Below are 23,149 nucleotides of genomic sequence, written 5' to 3' on the forward strand. Positions count from 1 at the left end.
AATCCAATCAGTCGCGCGGAGCGCGTCCGTCAAGGGTGGGTGGTGGGGATGAGGCGGCACCCTCAGTACTTCAGCAGGTTGGTGTCGTCGACCGAGGCCGAGCGCCGGGTGCGGAAGATCGCCATGATGATCGCCAGCCCCACCACGACCTCCGCGGCGGCCACGACCATCACGAAGAACGCCATCACCTGACCGTCGAGCGACCCGTTGATCCGGGCGAACGTGACCAGGGACAGGTTCGCCGCGTTCAGCATCAGCTCGATGCACATGAACACGACGATCGCGTTGCGGCGCACCAGCACCCCGACCGCGCCGATGGTGAACAGCAGCGCGGACAGGAGCAGGTAGTACGTCGGGGTCATTCCTTCTCCCCTTCAGGCTTGCCCACGAGAGCGTGCGGGCCTACAGCGTCGTCGGTCGAGCCGGTGACCTGCTTGCGCTCGTCTTCCAGCCGCGAGGCCGAGGTCGACTCGATGATGTCCGAAAGCGACTCCGGCGCGATCGAACCGTCCGGCAGCAGTGCCGGGGTGGCGATCGAGTTGGCGGTCGCGAAGACACCCGGGCCGGGCAGCGGCGAAGGCCGGTCGTGCTTGCCGGTGAACCGGTCGACGACGAGTTCCTTCTGCGACTTCTTGCCGCCCTTGGCGTGCCGGTCGGTGAAGGCGAGCACCATCGCGCCGAGCGCGGCGGTGATCAGCAGCGCCGAGGTGAGCTCGAACGGGAACAAGTACTTGGTGAAGATGAGCCGTCCCAGGCCGCCGGGGCCGCCGCCGTCCAGGCTCGCCGGGTCGAGCGGCAGCGCCGGGGTGACGTTGGCCAGCGAGCGGGCGAGACCCGCCGCGAGCAGCCCGCCGACGCCGATGCCGAGCAGGGTCGCCATGACCCGTTGCCCGCGAAGGACTTCGACGACCGAGTCGGAACTCTCGCGGCCGACCATCATCAGCACGAACAGGAACAGCATCATGATCGCGCCGGTGTAGACGATGATCTGCGTGAAGCCGAGGAACGGCGCCTGCTGGATCATGTACAGCGCGCCGAGGCACAGCATCGCGAGGACCAGCCATAGCGCCGAGTGCACGGCGTTACGGGAGAAGATCATGCCGAGCCCGCCGAGCAGCGCGAGCGGGCCGAGCACCCAGAAGGCGATGGTCTCGCCGGTGGTGATCCCGGCCGAGACGTCGGTCTGCGCGAGGAAAGCCGTGATCACTTGACCGGCTCCTTCGGCTCAGCCGGCTGCCGTGCGAGTTCGGGGCCGTTGACGTAGTAGTCCTGCTCGTTCTCACCGAGCCGCATCGGATGCGGCGGCTGCTCCATCCCGGGCAGCAGCGGCGCGAGGAGGTCTTCCTTGGTGTAGATCAACCGCTGCCGGTCGTCGTCGGCCAGCTCGTAGAAGTTGATCATCGTCAGTGACCGGGTCGGGCAGGCCTCGACGCACAACCCGCAGCCGATGCAGCGCAGGTAGTTGATCTGGTAGTCGGCGCCGTATCGCTCACCGGGTGAGAAGCGTGCCTCCTCGGTGTTGTCGCCGCCTTCGACGAAGATCGCGTCCGCCGGGCAGGCCCACGCGCACAGCTCGCAGCCGACGCATTTCTCCAGCCCGTCCGGATGCCGGTTCAGCTGGTGCCTGCCGTGATAACGCGGGGCGGCGGGGGCGCCGGCCTCCGGGTACTCCTCGGTGGCGACCTTCTTGAACATCATCCCGAAGGTGACACCGAAACCCTTGATGGGATCAAACATCCCCATCGCCGGCCTCCCTTCCACTGGAAACCGCCGCGGGCTTGCGCTTGGCCGCCCGGGCTTCGGCCTTCGCGAGGGCCTTCTGACGCGGGGTCTGATCCGGAACCTGCAGGTCGAGCGGCGGCACCGGGAACCCGCCACCGGTCAACGGGACGTAGTCGTCGTCCGGGACCTTCTTGTCCGGCAGCAGCAGGCTCAGGATGACGACGACGAGAATGAGCGCGCCGCCGCCGATGAGGATCTGCGGGGTGGAGAGCCCGCCCGAGTTCGTGACCGCGCGGACCGAGACGATCACCACGATCCAGACCAGGTTGACCGGCACCAGGACCTTCCAGCCCAGCCGCATGAACTGGTCGTACCGCAGCCGCGGCAGCGTGCCGCGCAGCCAGATGAAGCCGAACAGCAGCATGAACAGCTTCGCGGTGAACCAGAGCAGCGGGAGCCAGCCCTGGTTGAGCGCGTGCTCGGCGCCGACGAACGGGAACTTCCAGCCACCGAGGAACAACGTGGTCGCGAACGCCGAAACGATCACCATGTTGACGTACTCGGCGAGGAAGAACATCGCGAACTTCATCGAGCTGTACTCGGTGTGGAAACCGCCGACCAGCTCGGATTCGGCCTCGGGGAGGTCGAACGGGGCGCGGTTGGTCTCACCGACCATGGAGATCAGGTAGATCACGAAACTCGGCAGGAGCAGGTAGAAGTACCAGCCGGTCTGCTGCGACTCGACGATCTGCGAGGTCGACATCGAACCCGCGTAGAGGATGACGCCCACAATGGACAGACCCATCGCGATCTCGTAGGAGATCACCTGCGCTGCCGAGCGGAGCCCGCCGAGCAGCGGATACGGGGATCCGGAAGACCAACCGGCCAGCACGAGGCCGTACACGCCGATCGAGGAGCAGGCCAGGATCACCAGCACGCCGACCGGCAGGTCGACCAGCTGGAGCACGGTCCGCTCACCGAAGATCGAGACCACCGGGCCGAACGGGATCGCCGCCAGCGCGATCAGCGCCGGCACCGCGGAGATCACCGGCGCGAGGAAGTACACCTTGCGGTCGGCGGTGTCCGGGATGATCTGTTCCTTGAACGGCAGCTTGATCGCGTCCGCCAGGGACTGCAGGTAGCCGCCGGGCCCGACCCGGTTGGGGCCGGGGCGGTTCTGCATCCGGCCGACGGCCTTGCGCTCCCAGACGATCAGGAAGATCGTCAGGATCGGGCCGATCAGCAGGATGACGACCGTCTTGATCAGGATCAGCCACAACGGGTCGTCCGCCAGCAGCGCCGCCCGCTCGGTGGCGTCCGGTATCTGGCTGAGCAACGGAGTCACTTCTCACCTCCGGTGAGGTTGACGGCGGAGCCGTGTCCGGCCGCGAGCGCGGCGCGGACGGCCGAGCCGTCGGAGTTGCCCGGAAGCCACACGACGCCGTCCGGCAGGTCGGCGACCTCGATCGGCAACGTGATGGAACCGCGTTCGGTGGAGACCTTTACGGTGCCGCCCAGGCCTTCGGCGGTCTTCGCCGAAAGCTTGGCGACGACCTCGCGCTGGGTGCCCTTGAGGTGTGGCTCATCGTCCTGCAGCGATCCGTTGTCGATCAGCTGACGCCAGGTGGCGAGGAGGGCCTGGCCGTCCTTGGGCTCGGCGCGTGCAATGAACGGTCCGTTACTGGCAAATTCTGCAAGGAAAGAGCCGTTCCTAGCAGGCAGCTTGGCCAGATCGGCGGCGGCGGCGGCCGGAGTCTGGGTGAAGATGTCCGCGTCCATCTCGACGGCGAGGGTGTCGAGCACCCGGCAGTCCGGCAGGGCGCCGGTGCCTTCGAGGGTGACGGCGAACTCGCGGCGACGGCCTTCACAGTTCAGGTAGCTGCCCGCCTTCTCGACCGCCGGGGCGATCGGGAGGACGACGTTCGCGTGCTCGGTGACCGCGCTGCGACGCAGTTCCAGGCTCACCACGAACTTCGCGTTCCCGAGCGCGCGGCGGGCGAGATCCGGGTCCGGCAGGTCGTCCGGGTCGACGCCGCCGACGAGCAGGCCGTCGAGGTCGTTCCCGGTAACCGCATTGAGGATCTCGGTGGTGTCGCGCCCTTCGGTAGCGGGAAGCGTGACGCCCCAGGCCTTTTCGACCTCGGCGCGAGCCGAGGCGTCGGTGACCGAGCGGCCACCCGGCAGCAGTGTCGGCGCCGCGCCCGCCGCCAGGGCACCGCGTTCACCCGCGCGACGCGGGATCCACGCGAGCCGGGCGCCGGTGCGCTCCACCAGGCGGTGCAGGGCCGAGAAGAGACCGGGGACCTCGGCGGCACGCTCGCCGACGAGGATCACCGACCCCTCGGCGGTCAGTGCCGCGTCGACGTCCTGCGCGTGCTGCGCGATGCCGTCGATCGCGGCGGCCTCGCTGCCCGGCGCGCAGGCCAGCAGCTCACCGAAGGTCTTGCGCACCGAGGAGGTGGTCCATTGTCCCAAGTGGACGACGCGGGTGCGGTTCTTGCGGGCCGCCTTACGCAGCCGCAGGAACACGATCGGCGCCTCGTCCTCCGGCTCGAACGCCACGCACAGCACCGTGCGTGCCCGCTCGATCTCGCCGAACGTGACACCGCTTTCCGGCGTCGTCCCGACCACGTGCGACGCGAGGAAGCCCAGTTCCTCGGCCGAATGCGGGCGGGCGCGGAAGTCGATGTCGTTGGTGCCCAGGGCGATCCGCGCGAACTTCGAGTACGCGTAGGCGTCCTCGACGGTCAGGCGGCCGCCGGTCAGCACCGCGGCGCCCCTGCCGTCACGTGCCTCGGCCAGTCCGGCCGCGGCCGCACGCAGCGCGTCGGTCCAGGAAGCCTCCTCCAGCACGCCAGCGGCGTTGCGGACCAGCGGACGGCGGATGCGGTCGTCGGCGTTGGCGTAGCGGAAGGCGAACCGGCCCTTGTCGCAGAGCCACTCTTCGTTGACTTCGGGGTCGTCGCCCGCGAGCTTCCGCATGACCTTGCCGCGGCGGAAGTCGGTCCGCTCGGCGCAGCCGGACGAGCAGTGCTCGCACACGCTCGGCGCGGACACCAGGTCGAACGGCCGCGAGCGGAACCGGTACGCGGCCGACGTCAGCGCGCCGACCGGGCAGATCTGGATGACGTTGCCGGAGAAGTACGACTGGAACGGCTGGCCGGACGTGGTCCGGGAAGCCAGGTCCAGCACGTCGGCGGTCTCAGCCGTGCCGATCTGCTGGTGGACGCCGCGTTCGAGCAGCTCGATGAACGGGTCACCGGCGATCTCGCGGGAGAACCGGGTGCAGCGCTGGCAGAGCACGCAGCGCTCCCGGTCCAGCAGCACCTGCGAGGAGATCGGCAGCGGCTTCGGGAACGTCCGCTTCACGTCGACGAACCGGGATTCCGTACGGCCGTGCTCCAGCGCCTGGTTCTGCAGCGGGCATTCGCCGCCCTTGTCGCAGATCGGGCAGTCCAGCGGGTGGTTGATGAGCAGCAGCTCCATCACACCCTGCTGGGCCTTGTCCGCGACGGCCGAGGTCAGCTGGGTCTTCACGACCATACCGTCGGCGACGGTCATGGTGCACGAGGCCTGCGGCTTCGGCATCGGGCGGCCGCCCATTTCGACCTCGACCAGGCACTGGCGGCAGGCGCCCGCCGGGTCGAGCAACGGGTGGTCGCAGAAGCGCGGGATGACCGTGCCGAGCCGCTCGGCGGTGCGGATCAGCAGCTCGCCCTTGGGCGCGATGACCTCTTCACCGTCGATGACCAGCTTGACGTGGCCCTCGGGGACCGGAGTGTCCTCAGTGGATGTTCCGGGCTTGTCGGGTGCGATCGTCATGCCTGCGCCCCCACCAGTTCGCGCTTGTTTACCTGACACAACGCGAGGAATTCCTCGCGGAAGTACTTGATCCCGCTCTGGATCGGCGAGACCGCGCCGTCACCGAGGGCGCAGAACGAGCGGCCGAGGATGTTGTCGCAGACGTCGAGGAGGGTGTCGATGTCCTCTTCGGTGCCCTTGCCCTCGACCATGCGCTCCAGGATCTGCGCCAGCCAGTACGTGCCTTCACGGCACGGCGTGCACTTGCCGCAGGACTCGTGCTCGTAGAACTGCGTCCACTTCATCACGGCCCACGGCACGGAAACGGTTTCGTTGAAGACCTGCACGGCCGTCGTGCCCAGCATCGACCCGGCTTCCGCCGCGCCCTCGAAGTCCAGCGGAACATCGAGGTGTTCCTTGGTGAACATCGGCGTGGACGAACCACCCGGCGTCCAGAACTTCAGCGGGACGCCGTCCTTCATGCCGCCCGCCATGTCGAGCAGTTCGCGCAGCGTGGTGCCGAGCGGGCATTCGTACTGGCCGGGCCTCTCGACGTGGCCGGAGATCGAGTAGATCTTCGGGCCGGGCGACTTCTCGCGGCCCATCTGGCGGAACCAGTCGGACCCGCCGTTGATGATGTACGGCGCGCTGGCGATGGTCTCGACGTTGTTCACCGTGGTCGGCGCGGCGTAGAGGCCCGCGGCGGCCGGGAACGGCGGCTTGAGCCGCGGCTGGCCGCGACGGCCTTCCAGCGAGTCCAGCAGCGCCGTCTCCTCGCCGCAGATGTACGCCCCGGCGCCCGCGTGCACGGTGATGTCGAGGCCGAATCCGGAGTCGAGGATGTTCGGGCCGAGGTAGCCCGCTTCGTACGCCTCTCGCACGGCCGCGTTGAGACGGCGGATGCAGTGCAGCGCCTCGCCGCGGACGTAGATGAAGCAGTGGTGCGAACGCATCGCGTACGAGGCGATGATGCAGCCCTCGATGAGCGAGTGCGGGTCCGCCATCATCAGCGGGATGTCCTTGCAGGTCCCCGGTTCGCCCTCGTCGGCGTTGATGACGAGGTAGTGCGGCTTGTCCTCGTTCGGCGGCATGAAGGACCACTTGATGCCGGCCGGGAAGCCCGCGCCGCCACGGCCGCGAAGGCCGGAGTCCTTGACCAGCTGGACGATCTGCTCGGGAGTGCCCTTGAGGGCCTTGCGGATCGCGGTGTAGCCCTCGAGGGCTTCGTAGGACTGGATCGTCCAGGAGTTGGGCGAAAGCCAGCGCTTCGTGAGGACCGGGGTGATGGGATCGGCGGTCATTTCTTCTGCACCTCCGGCAAGGGAACGTCCTTCATGGCCGGTGCCGTCCAGCCGCGGTCCTGCGCGACCTGCGCGCCCCGCAGGGTTTCGACGGCCTGCGAAGGACCGTCGACGTCCGTGCGGTACTGCTGCGCGTCCTCCGGGAAGAACCCGGCGAGCTGCAGTTCGGCGCCCTTGAAGCTGGTCAACGGCGCGCCGCGCGTCGGGGCGGGCTTCTTGCCCGCCTGCAACGCGTCGACCAGCGCGACGGCCTTGTCCTCGGTCTGGTTGTCGAAGTACTCGTAGTTGACCTGGATGACCGGGGCGAGGTCACAGGCCGCGAGGCATTCGGCGTGCTCGAGGGTGATCGAGCCCTGCTCGTTCGGCGTACCCGCGGTCTCGTTGTGCCCCAGCGGCTTCTCCTCGGAACCGAGGTGCGTCTGGAGCTTCTTGTAGATCGCGTCGCCGCCCATGGCCGCGCACAGCGTGTTCGTGCAGACGCTCACCAGGTGCTCGCCGCAGGGGCGGCGCTTGTACATGGTGTAGAACGTCGCGACCGCGCTGACCTCGGCGTCGGACAGGTCCAGCTGCGCGGCGCAGAAGGCGATGCCTTCCTGGCTCACGTATCCCTGCACCGACTGCACCAGGTGCAGCAGCGGCAGCAGTGCCGACCGCGACTGCGGGTAGCGCGAGATCAGGTTCTGCGCCCTGGCGTAGGTGTCGGCATCGAAGATGTCTTCGAGCTTCGCGTTCTCCAGGAACCCTTCCGCCTCGGCGGGATCCGGCGCGATCGCGATCACGTCGACGTCACCGCCGGCGGCGACGTGGGTCTGCTCGGCGAAATCGGTGCCGGGCTCGGGTGTCGGTGTCGTTCCGGGCTGGGTGCTCAACGGTCCACTCCCCCCATGACGGGGTCGATCGAGGCGATGGCGGCGATGACGTCCGCCACCAGGCCGCCTTCGGCCATCGCGGGCATCGACTGCAGGTTCACGAAACTCGGTTCGCGCACGTGTACCCGCAGCGGCCTGGTGCCGCCGTCGGACACGAGGTGCACACCGAGTTCGCCACGCGGCGACTCGACCGTCGTGTACGACTGGCCCGCCGGGACCTTGAAGCCCTCGGTGACCAGCTTGAAGTGGTGGATCAGCGATTCCATCGACTGGCCCATGATCTTGCGGACGTGCTCGAGCGAGTTGCCCATGCCGTCGCTGCCGAGTGAGAGCTGCGCGGGCCAGGCGACCTTCTTGTCCTCGACCATGACCGGGCCCGGCTCGAGCTTCTTCAGGCACTGTTTGATGATCCGCAGGCTCTGGTGCATCTCCTCGACGCGGATCAGGTACCGCGCCCAGCAGTCCGCGTCGGTCGAGGTCGGGATGTCGAACTCGAACTCGTCGTAGCGGGAGTACGGCTCGGTCTTGCGCAGGTCCCACGGGAGACCGGCGCTGCGCAGCACCGGGCCGGTGACACCGAGCGCGAGGCAGGCGTCCACCGGCAGGTAGCCGACGCCCTTGAGCCGGTTACGCCAGATCGGCTGACCGGTGAAGAGCTTGTCGTACAAGGGAAGCCGCTCGTCCATCGTCTTGACGAACGCGCTGACCACCTCTTGGTAGTCGGCGGGCATGTCCTGCGCGAGGCCGCCGGGGCGGATGAACGCGTGGTTCATCCGGAGACCGGTGAGGTGCTCCAGCAGGTGCAGGACCTCTTCACGCTCACGGAAGCCGAGCGTCATCGCCGTGGTGGCGCCCAGTTCCATCCCGCCGGTGGCGATGTAGACCAGGTGCGAGCCGATGCGGTTGATCTCCAGCAGCATCACGCGCAGCAGTTCGGCGCGGCGCGGGGCCTGGATGCCGAGCAGCTTCTCGACCCCGAGGCAGTACGCGAGTTCGGTGGAGAGCGGCGCGAGGTAGTCCATGCGCGTCACGAAGGTGACGCCCTGGGTCCACGTGCGGTACTCGCAGTTCTTCTCGATCCCGGTGTGCAGGTACCCGATGACCGAGCGGAGCTGGGTGACGGTCTCGCCCTCCATCTCCAGCACGAGCCGGAGTACGCCGTGCGTCGACGGGTGCTGCGGGCCCATGTTGATGACCATGCGCTCGTCGTGGCGGGAATCCTCGATGACGTCTTCCCAGTCACCACCGGAAACGCTGTAGACGCGGCCTTCGGTGGTGTCCCGGGAATCGGCTTCGGGGACTTCGGTGCTGTCGGCGCTGTCCCGGGAGTCGGCGTAGTCGACGTCGTCGGTGCTGTCCGCGCCCTGAGGTCCCGTGGCCGTGCCCGTCGTGACGTCGGAGAGGTTTTCGGTGCTCACGAGTACGACCTCCGCTGGTCCGGCGGCGGGATTTCCGCGCCCTTGTATTCGACCGGGATCCCGCCGAGCGGGTAGTCCTTGCGCTGGGGGTGGCCGTCCCAGTCGTCCGGCATGAGGATGCGGGTCAGCGCCGGGTGACCGTCGTAGACGATGCCGAACATGTCCCAGGTCTCCCGCTCCTGCCAGTCGGCGGTCGGGTAGAGCCCGACCAACGACGGGACGTGCGGGTCTTCGATGTCGAGGGTGACTTCCAGCCGGATGCGGCGCCGGTACGTCATCGACGTGAAGTGGTACACCGAGTGCAGCCGCTGCGGGACGTCGACGCCGTAGTCGACACCGGACACCGAGCTGAGCAGTTCGAACCGGAGACCGGTGTCGTCGCGCAGGGTCCGCGCGATCTCGACGAGGTGCTCGCGGGCGACGTAGAAGGTGATCTCGCCACGGTCGACCGTGGTCTGCAGGACCGCGCCGGCCGGAACCTTGTTGTCCGCCAAAGCCGCGTAGAACTCGTCGGCGAACTCGTCGAACCACCCGCCGTACGGGCGCTCCGCCGGCGGCGGGTTGTACGCGGGGAGACGGACGCCGCCGTAGCCGGAGGTGTCACCGGTGCCGCGCACGCCGAACATGCCCTGGCGCTCTCTACCGGTGACGACCGGTTCGGCCGGACGGACACCCTGCGGCTCGAGGCCGCCTTCGGGCCGGTCGGCGCTGGACTGCTCGCCGCCGATCTCCGGCGTTTCTGCGTTTTCGTCGGGCACGTCGCTCACTTCTTCGCGTACTTGATCGAGGAGGCGATCAGCTCGGTGCGCTCACCACTGGCGGCGCGGATCGCGGCGCGGCGGGCGTTGATCGGCTCGTCCTGGATCTTGGCGTGCAGTTTCAGGATCGCGTCGAGCAGCATCTCGGGGCGCGGCGGGCAGCCGGGGAGGTACATGTCGACCGGGACGATGTGGTCGACGCCCTGCACCACGGCGTAGTTGTTGAACATCCCGCCGGACGAGGCGCAGACGCCCATCGCCAGTACCCACTTGGGCTCGGCCATCTGGTCGTAGATCTGGCGGAGCACCGGCGCCATCTTCTGCGTGACGCGGCCGGCGACGATCATCAGATCCGCCTGGCGCGGTGTCGCGCTGAAGCGCTCCATGCCGAAGCGGGCGATGTCGTACCGGGAACCGCCGACGGTCATCATCTCGATCGCGCAGCAGGCGAGACCGAAGGTGGCAGGCCACATCGAGTTCTTGCGCGCCCAGTTGACCAGGCCTTCAAGACTCGCGAGAAGGATGCCGTTGGGGAGTTTTTCTTCGAGGCCCATGCTTCTCTAGTTCCAATCCAGGCCGCCGCGACGCCACACGTAGGCGTACGCGAAACCGACCGTCGCGATGAACAGCACGATCTCCACCAGGCCGAACATGCCCAGCGCGTCCGCGGAGACCGCGAACGGGTAGAGGAAGACCATCTCGATGTCGAACAGGATGAACAGCATCGCGGTGATGTAGTACGCGACCGGCATCCGGCCGCCGCCGACGACCGGCTGCGGCGACGGTTCGATACCGCATTCGTAGGCCGCGGTCTTCGCCCTGTTGGGACGGCTCGGGCCGACCAGCGGGCCGAGCAGCACCGAGAGCACCGCGAAGCCGAGAGCAAGGACGAACAGGAGGACCAGGGGGAGGTACATGTTCAGGTTGGGCACCGAAGGGGTGCTCGCCTGGGTCAGCACGGGCAACATCAGCACGGGTTTTCGCCATCCTTTCCGCGCCGCTGCGGTTTTCGAGTCGGGGTTCACCGCTTCCCTCGATCGGCACCCTAAGTCACCTGGGTCACACCGCCGAGGGTTAGGCAACCCTTACGGGCCGTGCATGACGGCCTCCTTGCTTGTGAAATAGTTCACAAGCCTCTCGTCGAGGATGTGAAGCGATTCACAAAGCATGGGGGGAGTGTAGGACGTGACTCACATTCTTGTCCCTAGCCCCCGTGCTTTAAGGCTGCCCTAACCTGACCACCCGGCCGGCACGGTTACTTCCGGCGTGCGATACCGATGACCTGCGACGTCGCTCCCAAGATCGACTCCGATGCGGGTATTGACCGGTTCTGTCCTGTGACCGATACCACTGCCCGGAGTACCGGCGATTGGTCCAGACGTGTGGAGCGGCGCAGGTGGGACGTAAGACCGGCCGCGTGCGGCGCGGCCTGAACGGCGAGTCCGTGAAGGCCTCCTTGAGGGACTCTGGGTCCCTTAAGGAGGCCTTCACGGACTCACGAGCGTGTCAGCGTGGAGTAGGCGTCGCCCGGGCCAGCGCGGCGATCAGGCGATCCACGCCGTCCCCGCCCTTGGCGTCGTAGCAGCCCGAAAGTCCCTTGTAGACCAGCGGAAGGATCGAGTTGATCCGCAGTCCGTACTTCGTCGCGGCGTGCATGATCTTCGGCTTCCCGATCAGCTTCGCGAACACGTTGCCGAGCCGGTAGTAGCCGCCCATCAGCTCACCGACCGCGCGCGGATAACCCTCCAGCGCCCGCTCGCGCGACGGTCCTTCGCGCCGCGCCAAGGCCTGTACGACGAACTCCGACGCCAGCTGCGCGGACTCCATCGCGGCCGAGATGCCCTCACCGTTGAACGGGCTGACCATGCCGCCCGCGTCCCCGAGCAGCAGCAGCCCGTCGCGGTAGTGCGGTGTGCGGTTGAAGCCCATCGGGAGACCGGCGCCGCCGATCTTGCCGATGGCGTTCTCCTCGCGATAGCCCCATTCTTCGGGCGTCCCGTCGAGCCACTGGCGCAGCAGCGCGCGGTAGTCGGTGCCGCGGAACGCGGCCGACGTCGACAGCATGCCGAGGCCGACGTTCACCGTGCCGTCGCCGAGCGGGAACGCCCAGCCGTAGCCGGGCAGCAGCTTCGGGTCACGCGGGTCCGAGCGGTCCCACAGCTCCAGGTGGCCCTCGATGAACGGGTCGTCGTGGCGCGGGCTCTTGTAGTACTGCCGGACGGCGACGCCCATCGGGCGCTTTTCGTTCTTCTGGATGCCGACACTCAGCGCGAGCCGCGCGGAAACGCCGTCGCAGGCCAGGACCAGCGGAGCGCGGTAACTCACCGGTGTCTTCTCCGGGCCGACCTTCGCCTCGACGCCGATCACGCGACCGGCCGGGCTGGTGATCGCGCCGATGACGGTCGTGCGCTCGTAGAGCCGCGCGCCCGCCTTGACCGCGGTCTTCGCGAGCAGGTCGTCGAAGTCCTGACGAGTACGCGAAACGCCGTACGGCGGGTAGCTGGTCAGATCCGGCCAGTCGAGTTCGAGCGTCAGCTCGCCGGTGAGGATCCGCAGGCCACGGCTGTGCACCCAGCCCGCGTCCTCGCTGGTGTCGATGCCGAGGTCGATGAGCTGCTTGACGCCACGCGGGGTCAAGCCGTCGCCGCACACCTTCTCGCGCGGGAACTCGGTCTTCTCCAGCAGCAGCACGTCGACGCCCGCGCGGGCGAGGTACGTGGCGGCGGTGGAGCCGGCCGGTCCGGCACCAACGACGATGACTTCGGCGTCGTGGTCTGCGTTGCGACGGGTCATGCCTACGAATCTACAGCCGGGCGAAGCCCGTCCGGTGAGGGTGGCGGCGGGGAGGAAGACGGAGTTACCGATGGCTTCTTCGCGCGGTGGATGGCGACGACGCCGAACGTGAGGTTCAGCCACTCCACCTCGGTCCAGCCGGCGCTCGCGATGATCTCGCCCAGCGTCCGCTGGTCTGGCCACGCCAGCATGGATTCGGCCAGGTAGGAATAGGCCTCGGGGTTCGACGAGGTCCGGCTGCCGATCCAGGTGAGCAGCTTCGCGATGAACTTCCGGTGCAGGAACCGGATCGGTGGCAGTGTGGGCGTCGACACCTCGCAGATCACGAGACGGCCGCCCGGTTTGACCACGCGCGCGATCTCGGTGAGCGCGGCTTTGGTGTCGACGAAGTTCCGCAGCGCGAGCGAGATGGTCACCGCGTCGAAGCTGTCGTCCGCGAACGGCAGCCTCAACGCGTCGGCGGCGACCATCGGGACGCCGCGGTGCTTACCCGCCTTGAGCATGCCGACCGAGAAGTCCGCGGCCAGGCACCAGGCCCCGTTGCGCGCGTACTCGACGGTGGACACGCCGGTGCCCGCCGCGAGGTCCAGCACCTTCTCGCCGCGCACGGCGTCCAGCACCCGTGCGGTGGTGGTGCGCCAGCGGCGGTCGAAGCCGAAGGTCATGAACGAATTCGCGCGGTCGTAGCCGTCCGCGACGTCGTCGAACATGGCGGCGACTTCGTGCGGATCCTTGTCAAGACTCGCTCGGGACATGGCTCTGAATCTAGACCTCGGGGTCAGGGTGTCCTGTGGTGAACCCACTCCGCGCCCGCACGAAGTCGTGGAGACCATTCGACCAAGGCAAACGGAAAGCAAAGTAACGGCAAAGCCAAGGGGGGCAACCTTGTTTTCAGCGGCGGGAAACAGCCCGCCGGTTGAGAAAGGCAACGAGATGAGCTTCGTGAAGAAGACGGCCACCGCGGCCGCGCTGACCGGCGCCGTCATCGGCGGCGCGCTGATGAGCGCCGCCCCGTCGATTGCTGCTCCCGCCTCCACCGATGGCGTCGTGGTCATCCAGGGAACCTGTGGAGACACGAAGGCACCGTCCGTCGGCGGCGGCGCGGCCGGCTGGACCATCACCTGCGGGGCAGGCAGGATCCGCGTCCAGGGCTGGGTCAAGGACACGGACGCCGATGGCAAGGCCGCCGAGGTCTACGGCTCCTGGGGCTACGACAACGCCAGCTTCGGTACCGTCCGCGCGGGCGGTGAAGGCACCAAGAAGAACTTCGACAAGTCCCACAAGGGGTCGACGGTCTACCTCTACCTCCGCGTCATCTGACGTATATGACCTGGTCGAATAGCGCGGGGGCCGGTGACACACCGGCTCCCGCCGCTTCACCCGCGAGGATCCGCCGCTCCAGGAACCGCAGTTCCGGCCCCGGTTCGAGGCCGAGCTGACCGATCGACACCCGGCGAGCGCGCCGGTAGGCCGCCAACGCGTCGGACGTGCGCCCGGCCCGCCAGAGAGCGTCCATCAGAAGGTATTGGGCGCGCTGCCGCAGCGGGTGCCGCCGCACCAGGTCCGCGAGTTCCACGGCCGCGCTCGCGTGCTGCCCGAGGGCCAGTTCCGCCTGGTACAGCGCTTCGAGCAGGACCAGCCGGTGCTCGACGAGCCGCATGCTCTCGTCGGAGAGCAGCGGGACGTCCAGGCCTTCGTACGGCGCGCCCTGCCAATGGCCGAGTGCCTGCCGGATCAGCGACGCGCGCTGCGCGGGATTCGACGACTTCAGGGCCTGGCCGCCCAGCGTCTCGAAGGTCTCGACGTCGAGTTCGCCGGGGTGGACCTGCAGCCGGTAGCCGCCGTTGTCGAACTCGAGCCGCTCGCCCTCGGGCAGGGCCTGCCGCAGCTTGTGGACGTGCCAGTGCAGTTTCGGCACCGCCCGCGGCTCCCAGCGGCTCTCCCACAGGGCTTCGGTGAGCACGTCCACCGGCACGAAGCTGTTCGCCCGGACCAAGAGCACTCCGAGCAGTGTTCTTCTCATCCGTCCGCGCAGCGGGACCGACCGTGAACTGGAAGAGATGCAGAACGTCCCCAGTACTTCGAACCTCACGTGCCGTCCTCTCGCTCGATGGCTGAGGGGACGATGAATGCCGGGTGTACAAAATGGATACAAAGTGATCACTTGAGTGCGGAGAGCACTCGCCGGACCGGCGGCGACCGTCCAGAGTGGACGATCGGTTCAGGCCGCGCGGGCGACTTTGCCCTGGACGGCCTCGTAGTGGCCGACCAGTTCCCGGCAGACGGCGGGCCAGGTCCGGCCCAGCACCACCTTGCGCGCCTTATCCCCCAGCCTGGCGCGCAGCGCGTCGTCACGCAGGTCGTTCACCCTGTCCACCAGTGCCGTCGCGAACCCGGCCCGGTCCGCGGGCAGCAGGTAGCCGGTGCGGCCGGGCAGGACCAGGTCCTTCGGCCCGCCCGCGTTCGGCGCGAGTACCGGCAGCCCGGACGCCATCGCCTCCTGAATGGCCTGGCAGAACGTCTCGTGCGGTCCTGTGTGGACGAAGACGTCGAGGCTCGCGTATGCGGCGGAAAGCTCTTCGCCGTACAGGGCGCCCAGGAACGCGGCCCCCGGGATCCGCTCGCGCAGCATCGGCAGTTCCGGCCCGTCGCCGACGACGACCACGCGTATTCCGTCCACCCCGGCGAGCGCGGTCAGCCGCTCGACCTCCTTTTCGGGCGCGAGCCTGCCGACGAAGCCGACCAGCAGCTCACCGTTCGGCGCCAGCTCGGCACGCAACGCGGGATCGGCGTGGACCGGCGAGAACCGCTCGATGTCGACGCCACGCGCCCAGCGGTGCACCCGCGGGATCCCGTGCAGTTTCAGCTGCTCCACCGAATCCGACGACGGCGCGAGCGTGCGGTCGGCCCGCGAGTGCAGCCGCCGCACCCAGCGCCAGGCCGCGCGGGCCGCGAGGCCGAAGCCGTACGCGGCGGCGAAACCGGCGATGTCGGTCTGGTACACCGCGATGCACGGCACCCGCAGCCGTCTGGCCGCGGCGAGACCGCGGGCACCGACCACGAACGGCGACGCCAGATGCACCACGTCCGGCCCGAAATCGGCCAGCGCGGTGAGCACCGTCCTGGTCGGCACGCCGATCGGGAGGGAGTTCACCCCGGGGAAGTCGAGGGCGGGAATGCGCACGACCGGGGCGCCGAGGTACTCCGTGGGACCCGGGCCCGGGGCGATGATCAGCACGTCGTGCGCGCGGTCGCGGAGGTGTTCCACGACGCGGAGCACGGAGTTGGTCACGCCGTTCACCTGTGGCAGAAAACTTTCGGTGACTATCGCGACTCGCACGATGCTCACCTTCGCATCCGGTTGTGACACCCACGCCAACAAAAACGGAACAGACGACATGTCATCTCAAGGTCGTGTTCCGGAAACCAGTTTCGGCCACACTAGGCAGGCATGACCCTCCTGTCGTCAAGGCCGCCGCAACCCGTCGAGCCCGGGTTGCTGTCGAGGGCCCTCGAAGTGGCCGGGCGGCTGGCCAACGACGCGACCGACGTGATCACCGCGACCGCGGGCCGGGGCGCCCAGCCGGATCTGCACGACTCGCCCTTCGACTGGGTCACCGACACGGACCGGATCCTCGAACGCCACACCCGCCGCGTGCTGACCGCGGAGTTCCCCGGCATCCCCGTCGTCGGCGGTGAGTTCGGCGCCGACCACGGTGCCGACGTCGCCGACTACCGCTGGGTGGTCGACCCGGTGGACGGCACCGCGAACTACGTCGCCGGCGTCCCCTGGTGCGCGTACAGCCTCGCCCTGATCGACGCTTCCGGGCCGGTGGTCGGGGTGGTCGCGGACCCGTATCGCGCCCAGATCTACGCCGCCGCGCGCGGCCGCGGCGCCAGGGCGAACGGCAAGCCGATCAGGCTGACCGACCGCTGCGTGACCGCCGGGGCGATCGTCTGCACGGAACTCACGCGCAAGGGTGTCTGGCCGGGGATGGGCCAGTTCATCGAACGGGCCGCCGCCGCGCACGCCGGCGTCCGGGTGCTGGGTTCGGCCGCGCTGGCCATCGCGCAGGTCGCGCTGGGGCACGCGGCCGCGGCGGTACTGCACAGCTACCGCGAATGGGACGTCGCCGGCTCGGTCGCACTGGCCATCGAGGCGGGGGCCGTGGTGCTGGACCGGCACGGGGAAGACTCGGCCCTGCCGGTCGACGCGCTTCTGGTGGCGGCGCCGGGAGTGGCCGACGAGGTCCTGGGCTGGTGGCAGGAGTCGGTCGGCTGAGTTCGCCTTCCAATCACGCGAGTTATCCGTTCAATCACGCGTGTCGTCCGGCCGATCACGCAAGTTCGCCGGTTCCGCACAGCGGGCCCGCATGTCTCATCGGACGACTCGCGTGATCAGGCGGCGAACACACGTGATCAAGTGGACAACATGCGTGATTGGAAGGCGAACTCGCGTGATCAGGCGGCGGACTCGGCGCGCGAACGGGCGTTCAGCCGCCGGATCCACCACAGCAGCGGACCGGCGACCAGCCAGGTGAAGAAGATCATGCTGCCCAGCGGGAGCAGCGTGTTCGCCGCCGAGCGGCCCGCCACCCGCGCGAGTTCGGGGTCGCCGACGTCGTACTCGATGTTCACCAGCTGCCCGGCGGCCAGTCCGGCCGGGTAGAGGACGCCGTTGGCGGGGCTGTGCACGATGCCGTCGGGAGTGGCGTAGTTGATGATCGTGCGGTCGAACGTCACCGACTCGACCTGCGCGGTCGCCTGGCCGAGTTCGGCTTCGATCGCGCCGTCGTTGCGGAACGCGGCGAACAGCAGCGAGACGCAGAGCACGGTGACGAGTGAGGCGACAAGAAGGGCGGCAACCCACCCGATGCGCCTCACTCGCTCCGCTTTGGCCGTCACGCCGCGAGCGTAGCGCTACCCGTCAGTGGGCATGTCGCTCGGCGAGGAATTCGTGCGTCGCCTTGATCTGCGGATAGGACTTCGGCGCCACCGGGGCGGAAACGGCCCGCAGCGCGGAAGCCGCGGTCCCGTTAGGACTCACGGCGGGCTTGCCCTTGGTGTACAGCCAGGTCTGGAACAGGTCGTACAGCGGCTTGCCCGAGATCTTCTCCGCGAGCGCGATGAACTCTCCGATCACCGCCGACTTGCTCTTCTTCACCTGCTGCCAGGTCTGCAGGATTCGGAAGAACGTGTCGTCGCCCACAGCCTTGCGCAACGCGTGCACCGCGAGCGCGCCGCGGTCGTAGACGGCCCCGTGGAACTGGTTGTCCACGCCCGGGTCGGCGGGCAGGACCTGCCAGAACGGGTCCTCGGCTGGCACCGAGTCGTAGATGTACTGCGCGAGTTCGTCGGCCGTGCCCTCGCCGGTCTCCTCCGACCACAGGAACTCGCCGTAGGAGGCGAAGCCTTCGTTCAGCCAGATGTCACTCCACTTGCCGAGCGTGACGCTGTCGCCGAACCATTGGTGCGCCTGCTCGTGCGCGACGATCGAGGTGTTGGAGCCGGACCGGAAGGCCCGCGCGCCGTACACCGGCCGCGTCTGGTTCTCCAGCGCGAAAGTGATGCCGGTGGTGACGACACCGCCCTGCGCCTCGAACGGGTACGGGCCGAACTTCGAGGCGAGCAACTCGGTGATCTCCGGCGTCCGCTCGATGCTGGCCTTGGCCGCGCCGAGCGATTCGCCGAGGTCGGCGCCATAGGCGGTGATGAACGGCTTGCCGTCCGGCGTGGTCTGCTCGTTCACCTCGAACTTGCCGACCTCCAGCGACGTGAGATACGTCGCCTGCGGTTTGGTGCTGCGCCAGTTCCAGCGCGTCCAGCCAGGGCGCTGCACGGTCTTGCGCACGAGCGAGCCGTTGGACAGCGCCGCGACGTCGTTCGGGACCTCCACCGAGACGTCGTAGGTGGCCAGGTCGGTCGGGTGGTCGTTGGACGGGAACCACCAGGCCGCGCTCTGCGGCTCGTCGACGGCCAGCGCACCGTCCGGGGTCTTCTTCCAGGCGGTGAAGCCGTCGATCTTCACCTTCGACGGCGTGTCCGCGTAGGCCACGACGACGGTCGCCGTCTTGCCCTTCTTCAGCGGTGTTGACGGCGTGACGGTCAGCTCACCGGTGCCGTCGGTCGACGTCGCGAACCGCGCGGGCCGGTTGTCGACCCGGACGCTCGACACCTTGAGGCCGAAGTCGAGGTTGAACCTCGACAAATCCTGCGTCGCGGTGAGCAGGATCGTCGTGGCACCGGACAGCAGATCGGTGGACGGCTGGTAGGTCAGCCGGAGGTCGTAGTGCCCGACGTCGTAGCCGCCGTTCCCGGCGTGCGGGTAGTACGGGTCGCCGACGCCGATCGAGCCAGGCGCGGGTGCGGCGGCCGCGGAGCCCACGAGCAGCACCGAGACGACGCCCGCGGTCAATCCGGCGAAGCCGGCGCGAGTCTTCAAGCGCATTGCGAATCCCTCCCAGGATTTGTCAGCGCGCTCGAACGTAGCCAGATGATCACCGCGGAGACACGTCCGAAGGAGGGGTTCCTACCCTCTGGACCGAGACGGAAGTCTCCGTCCATGCCCCCGCCGCCATCCTCAACGGACACGCTGCGCGCGCAGGCCGATTCAAACAGCGCGCACGGCCGACGAAACCGCCGTACGGAGGCGTGCGTGCAGCTCGCGGTGGCGCGTTCGGTCCACTCGGACCTCCACCACCCGCAGACCGGGCGCGGGCTTCAGCGCGGCGCGGAACTCGGTGAGCGTCTCGGCGACGACGTGCGGGACGCGGTAGCCCGCGCAAAGCGCGCCGAGATCGGCGCCGTGCGGCGTGCCGAAAACGCGCTCGAAGCTGGCGTTGTGCTCGGGCGCGCCCTGCTCCAGGAGGGAGAAGATGCCCCCGCCGTCGTCGTTGAGCACCACGATCGTCAGGTCTGGACGCTGCTCGGCCGGCCCGGTCAGCAGGCCGCTCGCGTCGTGCAGGAACGTGAGGTCGCCCAGCAGGGCGTACGAATGTCCCCTGTGGACGGTCGCGGCGCCGATCGCGGTCGAGACCATGCCGTCGATCCCGGCGACACCGCGGTTGCGGTGCACGAGGACGTCGGGCCGCAGCCGCCCGGCGAGCGCGACGTCGCGGGTCGGGTTGGACGAGCCGACGACCAGCAGCGACCCCTCCGGCATCGCGTCGATCAGTTCGCGGGCCAGCCGCAGCCCGCTCGGCCACGGTTCGACGGCCAGCGCCTCGGCCACCGCCGACGACGCCGCCTTGTCCGCGCGCTGCCAGCTGGCGAGCCACTCCGGATCGGCCGGTTTGGTCGGCTCGTCGAACCACTGCCCGACCTGCCGGACGTTGTGCGCGGGCGCGGGCCAGTCCGAATCGGGCCGGACCAGCAGCACCTCGACGTCGGGATCGGACAGAACCCGCTGGACCTGCCGGAACACCGTCGGACGGCCGATGCAGAGCACCTGCTCGGGCTTGTGCCGCGAGATGAACTCCTCGACGCCGAGCAGCCACGCGCCGGACGAGATCGCCGTCGCGCCGGCCAGCCCGATACCGCCGGTCTCGGAGACCACCGGCCAGCCGTGCAGCTCCGCCCATTCGCTCGCGGCTTGCACGCCGGTGTCGCACGCGATGACCAGGCCGGAACGGGCCGAAGGCACCACGAACGAGGGAAGCGCGCCGAAGTCGGGCAGCTCGGTCCACCGGGCGCCGTCGGGCCGCCCTTCGAGTGACTCGTACCACTCACCGTCGTCGTCGATGTCCGGCACGAGCGGCTCGCGGAACGGGATGTTCAGGTGCACCGGCCCACAGCGCCATTCGCCGTACGCGGCGTTCCAGACGCGGCAGATCTGGCCGCGCCAGTACGAGTTCTGCCCGGCACGGCGTTCGGCGACGGCGAGCTCGTCGAAGTAGCGGATGGCGTTGCCGTAGAGCTGGTGCTGGTCGATGACCTGGCTCGCACCGGCGGCCCGCAGCTCGGGCGGACGGTCCGCGGTGAGCACGATCAGCGGGACACCGGCGCGGTCGGCCTCCAGCACGGCGGGGTGGAAGTTCGCGGCCGCGGTGCCCGAGGTGCACAGCACGGCGACGGGACGGCCGGTCCGCGCGGCGATACCGAGGGCGAGGAAGCCCGCGCCGCGTTCGTCGATCCGGACGTGCAGCTGAAGGCGCCCGGCCGCCGCCGCGTCGTAGAGCGCGATCGACAGCGGCGCGTTGCGTGAACCCGGGCAGAGGACGACGTGCGAGACGGTGTTGCGAACGAGTTCGTCGACGATGACCCTGGCCTGCGCGGTGGAAGGATTCACCGGCAGACCTCGGGTTTCACACTACGACTCACGGCCACACGTCCTATTCTCCCAAACGTGGATGACGCCCAGGTTTCCGAGCTGTTCGACCCCGCCTTGTGGACGGAAGTCGAAGGTTTCGACTTCACCGACATCACCTATCACCGCTCCGCTGAGAGCCGCTCAGGCAAACGTGTCGTGCGTATCGCGTTCGACCGTCCTGAGGTCCGCAACGCCTTCCGGCCGCACACCGTCGACGAGCTGTACCGCGCGCTCGACCACGCACGGATGAGCTCGGACGTCGGCTGCGTCCTGCTCACCGGCAACGGCCCGTCGCCGAAGGACGGCGGCTGGGCGTTTTGTTCCGGTGGTGACCAGCGTATTCGCGGACGCTCCGGGTATCAGTACGCGGATGGGGAGACCTCCGACACGGTCGATCCGGCGAGGGCCGGACGGCTGCACATTCTCGAGGTCCAACGGCTGATCCGGTTCATGCCGAAAGTGGTCATCGCGGTGGTACCGGGGTGGGCCGCCGGTGGCGGGCACTCACTGCACGTGGTGTGCGACCTCACGCTCGCCTCGGCCGAGCACGCGCGGTTCAAGCAGACCGACGCCGACGTCGGCTCCTTCGACGGCGGCTACGGCTCGGCGTACCTCGCCAAGCAGGTCGGGCAGAAGTTCGCGCGGGAGATCTTCTTCCTCGGCCGCGAGTACACGGCCGAGCAGATGCGGGCGATGGGCGCGGTCAACTCCGCCGTCCCGCACGCGGACCTCGAGACCGAGGCGCTGGACTGGGCATGGACGATCAACGGCAAGTCGCCGACGGCGCAGCGGATGCTGAAGTACGCGTTCAACCTCACCGACGACGGTCTGGTCGGCCAGCAGCTCTTCGCCGGTGAGACCACCCGGCTGGCTTACATGCAGGACGAGGCCGTCGAAGGCCGCGACTCCTTCCTTGAGAAGCGAGACCCCGACTGGTCGGCCTTCCCGTACTACTACTGACCCCCTCGCGTTTCGTCCTCTAGTTGCGGTAGTTGGCAACACGAACCACTGCAACTAGAGGACGAATTGCGGGCATAGGCTGGCGGGATGCGTGCGGTAGGGGTGGACGGGAGTCCGGCGTCGATCACCGAGCTGACCTCGGCATTGGACGAGGCGCTCGGTGGTGGTCCGGCGGTCCTCCCCTACGCGTCGGAGGCCCTGCGGGACGCGATGGAGCCGGCGCGCCCGGCCGAACCGGGGACCGCGGTGATCATCGCCACCTCGGGATCCACCGGCGAACCCAAGGGCGTCCTGCTCTCGGCCTCGGCGCTGGCCGCGTCGGCCCGCGCGACCCACGAGCGGCTCGGCGGACCGGGACGCTGGTTGCTCGCGACCCCGGCGCAGTACATCGGCGGGCTGCAGGTGCTGGTCCGCTCCCTGCTGGCCGGGACGGCTCCGTCGGTGCTGCACGCCTCCGGTTTCCGGCCGGACGACTTCGCCGAAGCCGCCGCGCCCCTCCTCGCGGTGGACGGGCCGCGCTACACCGCGCTCGTCCCGACCCAGCTGGGGCGGCTGCTCGACGCGGGCGGGCCGGGGCTGGCGGCGGCTCGCGCGTTCGACGCGATCATCGTCGGCGCCGCGGCGACGACCACCGAACTACGGGAGCGCGCGGCCGAAGCGGGCGTGAACATCGTCCCCGCGTACGGCATGAGCGAGACCGCGAGCGGTTGCGTTTACGACGGCGTACCGCTGGATGGAGTACACGTCGAACTCGAGGACGAGCGGGTCTGCATCACGGGTGAGGTGCTCGCCCACGGCTACCGACTGCGACCTGACCTGACCTCCGAGTCCTTCGAGGGAGGCCGGTTCCGCACATCCGACCGCGGCAGGCTGTCGCCCGATGGACGTTGGGAGATCCTCGGGCGGATCGACGACATGATCAACACCGGCGGGGTGAAGGTGGCCGCGGCGGCGGTCGAAAAGATCTTGACCGCGCAGCCCGGAATCCGCGACGCGTGCGTGGTCGGAGTGCCTGATCCCGAGTGGGGCGAAGCGGTCGTCGCACTCGTCGTCGGCGCTGGTTGCGACGTCGACTCCCTGCGCGCGGCGTGCCGCGACGAGGCCGGGGCGGCGGCCGCTCCGAAGCGGGTCGAATTCACCGACGAACTGCCGCTGCGAGGCCCCGGAAAGGTCGACAGGACGGCCGTCCGGAATCTCCTACGAAGGTCGTGAATTCCCC

General features: G+C 68.7%; 22 protein-coding genes. 4 read left to right on the forward strand and 18 right to left on the reverse strand.

What is annotated here, in order from left to right; translation table 11 throughout:
• Positions 1-62 precede the first annotated feature (62 nt).
• The 13 genes from nuoK to ACM6LR_RS03430 form a co-directional block, all read right to left on the reverse strand.
• Complete coding sequence (gene nuoK, locus ACM6LR_RS03370) at positions 63-362, reverse strand: NADH-quinone oxidoreductase subunit NuoK (protein ID WP_061980060.1); 300 nt, start codon at positions 360-362, stop codon at positions 63-65.
• Positions 359-1,207 carry an NADH-quinone oxidoreductase subunit J gene (locus tag ACM6LR_RS03375; RefSeq protein ID WP_414936041.1) on the reverse strand — a complete coding sequence of 283 codons (849 nt, stop codon included), beginning with the start codon at positions 1,205-1,207 and terminating at the stop codon, positions 359-361. Before ACM6LR_RS03375 ends, nuoK begins: the two co-directional genes overlap by 4 nt.
• Positions 1,204-1,743 carry an NADH-quinone oxidoreductase subunit NuoI gene (nuoI, locus tag ACM6LR_RS03380; protein WP_414936042.1) on the reverse strand — a complete coding sequence of 180 codons (540 nt, stop codon included), beginning with the start codon at positions 1,741-1,743 and terminating at the stop codon, positions 1,204-1,206. Before nuoI ends, ACM6LR_RS03375 begins: the two co-directional genes overlap by 4 nt.
• Positions 1,730-3,067, reverse strand: coding sequence for an NADH-quinone oxidoreductase subunit NuoH (nuoH, locus tag ACM6LR_RS03385; RefSeq protein ID WP_414943131.1), 1,338 nt, complete (start codon positions 3,065-3,067; stop codon positions 1,730-1,732). The genes nuoI and nuoH overlap by 14 nt, the downstream gene beginning before the upstream one ends.
• On the reverse strand, positions 3,064-5,544 hold the full coding sequence (locus ACM6LR_RS03390; RefSeq protein WP_414936044.1) for an NADH-quinone oxidoreductase subunit G: 2,481 nt from the start codon (positions 5,542-5,544) through the stop codon (positions 3,064-3,066). The genes nuoH and ACM6LR_RS03390 overlap by 4 nt, the downstream gene beginning before the upstream one ends.
• A complete protein-coding gene (nuoF, locus tag ACM6LR_RS03395; RefSeq protein ID WP_414936045.1) occupies positions 5,541-6,824 on the reverse strand; it encodes an NADH-quinone oxidoreductase subunit NuoF in 1,284 nt (427 codons plus the stop codon). Before nuoF ends, ACM6LR_RS03390 begins: the two co-directional genes overlap by 4 nt.
• A complete protein-coding gene (gene nuoE / locus ACM6LR_RS03400) occupies positions 6,821-7,693 on the reverse strand; it encodes an NADH-quinone oxidoreductase subunit NuoE (protein ID WP_414936046.1) in 873 nt (290 codons plus the stop codon). Before nuoE ends, nuoF begins: the two co-directional genes overlap by 4 nt.
• Positions 7,690-9,111 (reverse strand): NADH-quinone oxidoreductase subunit D, encoded by a 1,422-nt coding sequence (locus ACM6LR_RS03405; RefSeq protein WP_414936048.1) that lies wholly within the window; start codon positions 9,109-9,111, stop codon positions 7,690-7,692. Before ACM6LR_RS03405 ends, nuoE begins: the two co-directional genes overlap by 4 nt.
• Positions 9,108-9,869: an NADH-quinone oxidoreductase subunit C gene (locus ACM6LR_RS03410; RefSeq protein WP_414936049.1), complete on the reverse strand. Its 762-nt coding sequence runs from the start codon at positions 9,867-9,869 to the stop codon at positions 9,108-9,110. The genes ACM6LR_RS03405 and ACM6LR_RS03410 overlap by 4 nt, the downstream gene beginning before the upstream one ends.
• A gap of 5 nt (positions 9,870-9,874) precedes the next feature.
• On the reverse strand, positions 9,875-10,423 hold the full coding sequence (locus ACM6LR_RS03415) for a NuoB/complex I 20 kDa subunit family protein (RefSeq protein ID WP_005151847.1): 549 nt from the start codon (positions 10,421-10,423) through the stop codon (positions 9,875-9,877).
• A 6-nt stretch (positions 10,424-10,429) separates the two neighbouring features.
• Positions 10,430-10,837 (reverse strand): NADH-quinone oxidoreductase subunit A, encoded by a 408-nt coding sequence (locus ACM6LR_RS03420; protein WP_414937072.1) that lies wholly within the window; start codon positions 10,835-10,837, stop codon positions 10,430-10,432.
• 538 nt (positions 10,838-11,375) lie between these two features.
• Positions 11,376-12,662: a geranylgeranyl reductase family protein gene (locus ACM6LR_RS03425; protein ID WP_414936050.1), complete on the reverse strand. Its 1,287-nt coding sequence runs from the start codon at positions 12,660-12,662 to the stop codon at positions 11,376-11,378.
• Positions 12,663-12,664: 2 nt separating this feature from the next.
• Entirely contained in the window at positions 12,665-13,417 is a 753-nt protein-coding gene (locus tag ACM6LR_RS03430; protein ID WP_414936052.1) for a demethylmenaquinone methyltransferase, read from the reverse strand.
• 178 nt (positions 13,418-13,595) lie between these two features.
• Here ACM6LR_RS03430 and ACM6LR_RS03435 point away from each other — a divergent pair, with 178 nt between their 5' ends.
• A complete protein-coding gene (locus tag ACM6LR_RS03435; protein WP_414936053.1) occupies positions 13,596-13,982 on the forward strand; it encodes a hypothetical protein in 387 nt (128 codons plus the stop codon).
• Here the strand turns inward: ACM6LR_RS03435 and ACM6LR_RS03440 are convergent.
• Positions 13,975-14,685: an AfsR/SARP family transcriptional regulator gene (locus ACM6LR_RS03440; RefSeq protein ID WP_414936054.1), complete on the reverse strand. Its 711-nt coding sequence runs from the start codon at positions 14,683-14,685 to the stop codon at positions 13,975-13,977. The two genes, ACM6LR_RS03435 and ACM6LR_RS03440, sit on opposite strands and share 8 nt — an antisense overlap.
• 198 nt (positions 14,686-14,883) lie before the next feature.
• Positions 14,884-16,002, reverse strand: a complete 1,119-nt coding sequence (locus ACM6LR_RS03445; protein WP_414936055.1) for a glycosyltransferase family 4 protein — start codon at positions 16,000-16,002, stop codon at positions 14,884-14,886.
• A 111-nt stretch (positions 16,003-16,113) separates the two neighbouring features.
• Here ACM6LR_RS03445 and ACM6LR_RS03450 point away from each other — a divergent pair, with 111 nt between their 5' ends.
• Positions 16,114-16,944 carry an inositol monophosphatase family protein gene (locus tag ACM6LR_RS03450; protein ID WP_414936056.1) on the forward strand — a complete coding sequence of 277 codons (831 nt, stop codon included), beginning with the start codon at positions 16,114-16,116 and terminating at the stop codon, positions 16,942-16,944.
• Positions 16,945-17,123: 179 nt separating this feature from the next.
• Here ACM6LR_RS03450 and ACM6LR_RS03455 read toward each other — a convergent pair whose 3' ends face one another.
• From ACM6LR_RS03455 to menD, 3 genes are all read right to left on the reverse strand, one after another.
• Positions 17,124-17,567: a DUF3592 domain-containing protein gene (locus ACM6LR_RS03455; RefSeq protein ID WP_414936057.1), complete on the reverse strand. Its 444-nt coding sequence runs from the start codon at positions 17,565-17,567 to the stop codon at positions 17,124-17,126.
• A 22-nt stretch (positions 17,568-17,589) separates the two neighbouring features.
• Complete coding sequence (locus tag ACM6LR_RS03460) at positions 17,590-19,110, reverse strand: M1 family metallopeptidase (RefSeq protein ID WP_414936058.1); 1,521 nt, start codon at positions 19,108-19,110, stop codon at positions 17,590-17,592.
• A gap of 162 nt (positions 19,111-19,272) precedes the next feature.
• On the reverse strand, positions 19,273-20,949 hold the full coding sequence (gene menD / locus ACM6LR_RS03465) for a 2-succinyl-5-enolpyruvyl-6-hydroxy-3-cyclohexene-1-carboxylic-acid synthase (protein WP_414936059.1): 1,677 nt from the start codon (positions 20,947-20,949) through the stop codon (positions 19,273-19,275).
• 57 nt (positions 20,950-21,006) lie between these two features.
• Here menD and ACM6LR_RS03470 point away from each other — a divergent pair, with 57 nt between their 5' ends.
• Both ACM6LR_RS03470 and menE read left to right on the forward strand, forming a co-directional pair.
• Positions 21,007-21,930 (forward strand): 1,4-dihydroxy-2-naphthoyl-CoA synthase, encoded by a 924-nt coding sequence (locus ACM6LR_RS03470; RefSeq protein WP_414936060.1) that lies wholly within the window; start codon positions 21,007-21,009, stop codon positions 21,928-21,930.
• An 87-nt stretch (positions 21,931-22,017) separates the two neighbouring features.
• Positions 22,018-23,142 (forward strand): o-succinylbenzoate--CoA ligase, encoded by a 1,125-nt coding sequence (menE, locus tag ACM6LR_RS03475; protein ID WP_414936061.1) that lies wholly within the window; start codon positions 22,018-22,020, stop codon positions 23,140-23,142.
• The last annotated feature ends 7 nt before the right edge of the window (positions 23,143-23,149 follow it).

Source organism: Amycolatopsis sp. cmx-11-32 (genome assembly GCF_047608695.1).
Lineage (GTDB): Bacteria > Actinomycetota > Actinomycetes > Mycobacteriales > Pseudonocardiaceae > Amycolatopsis.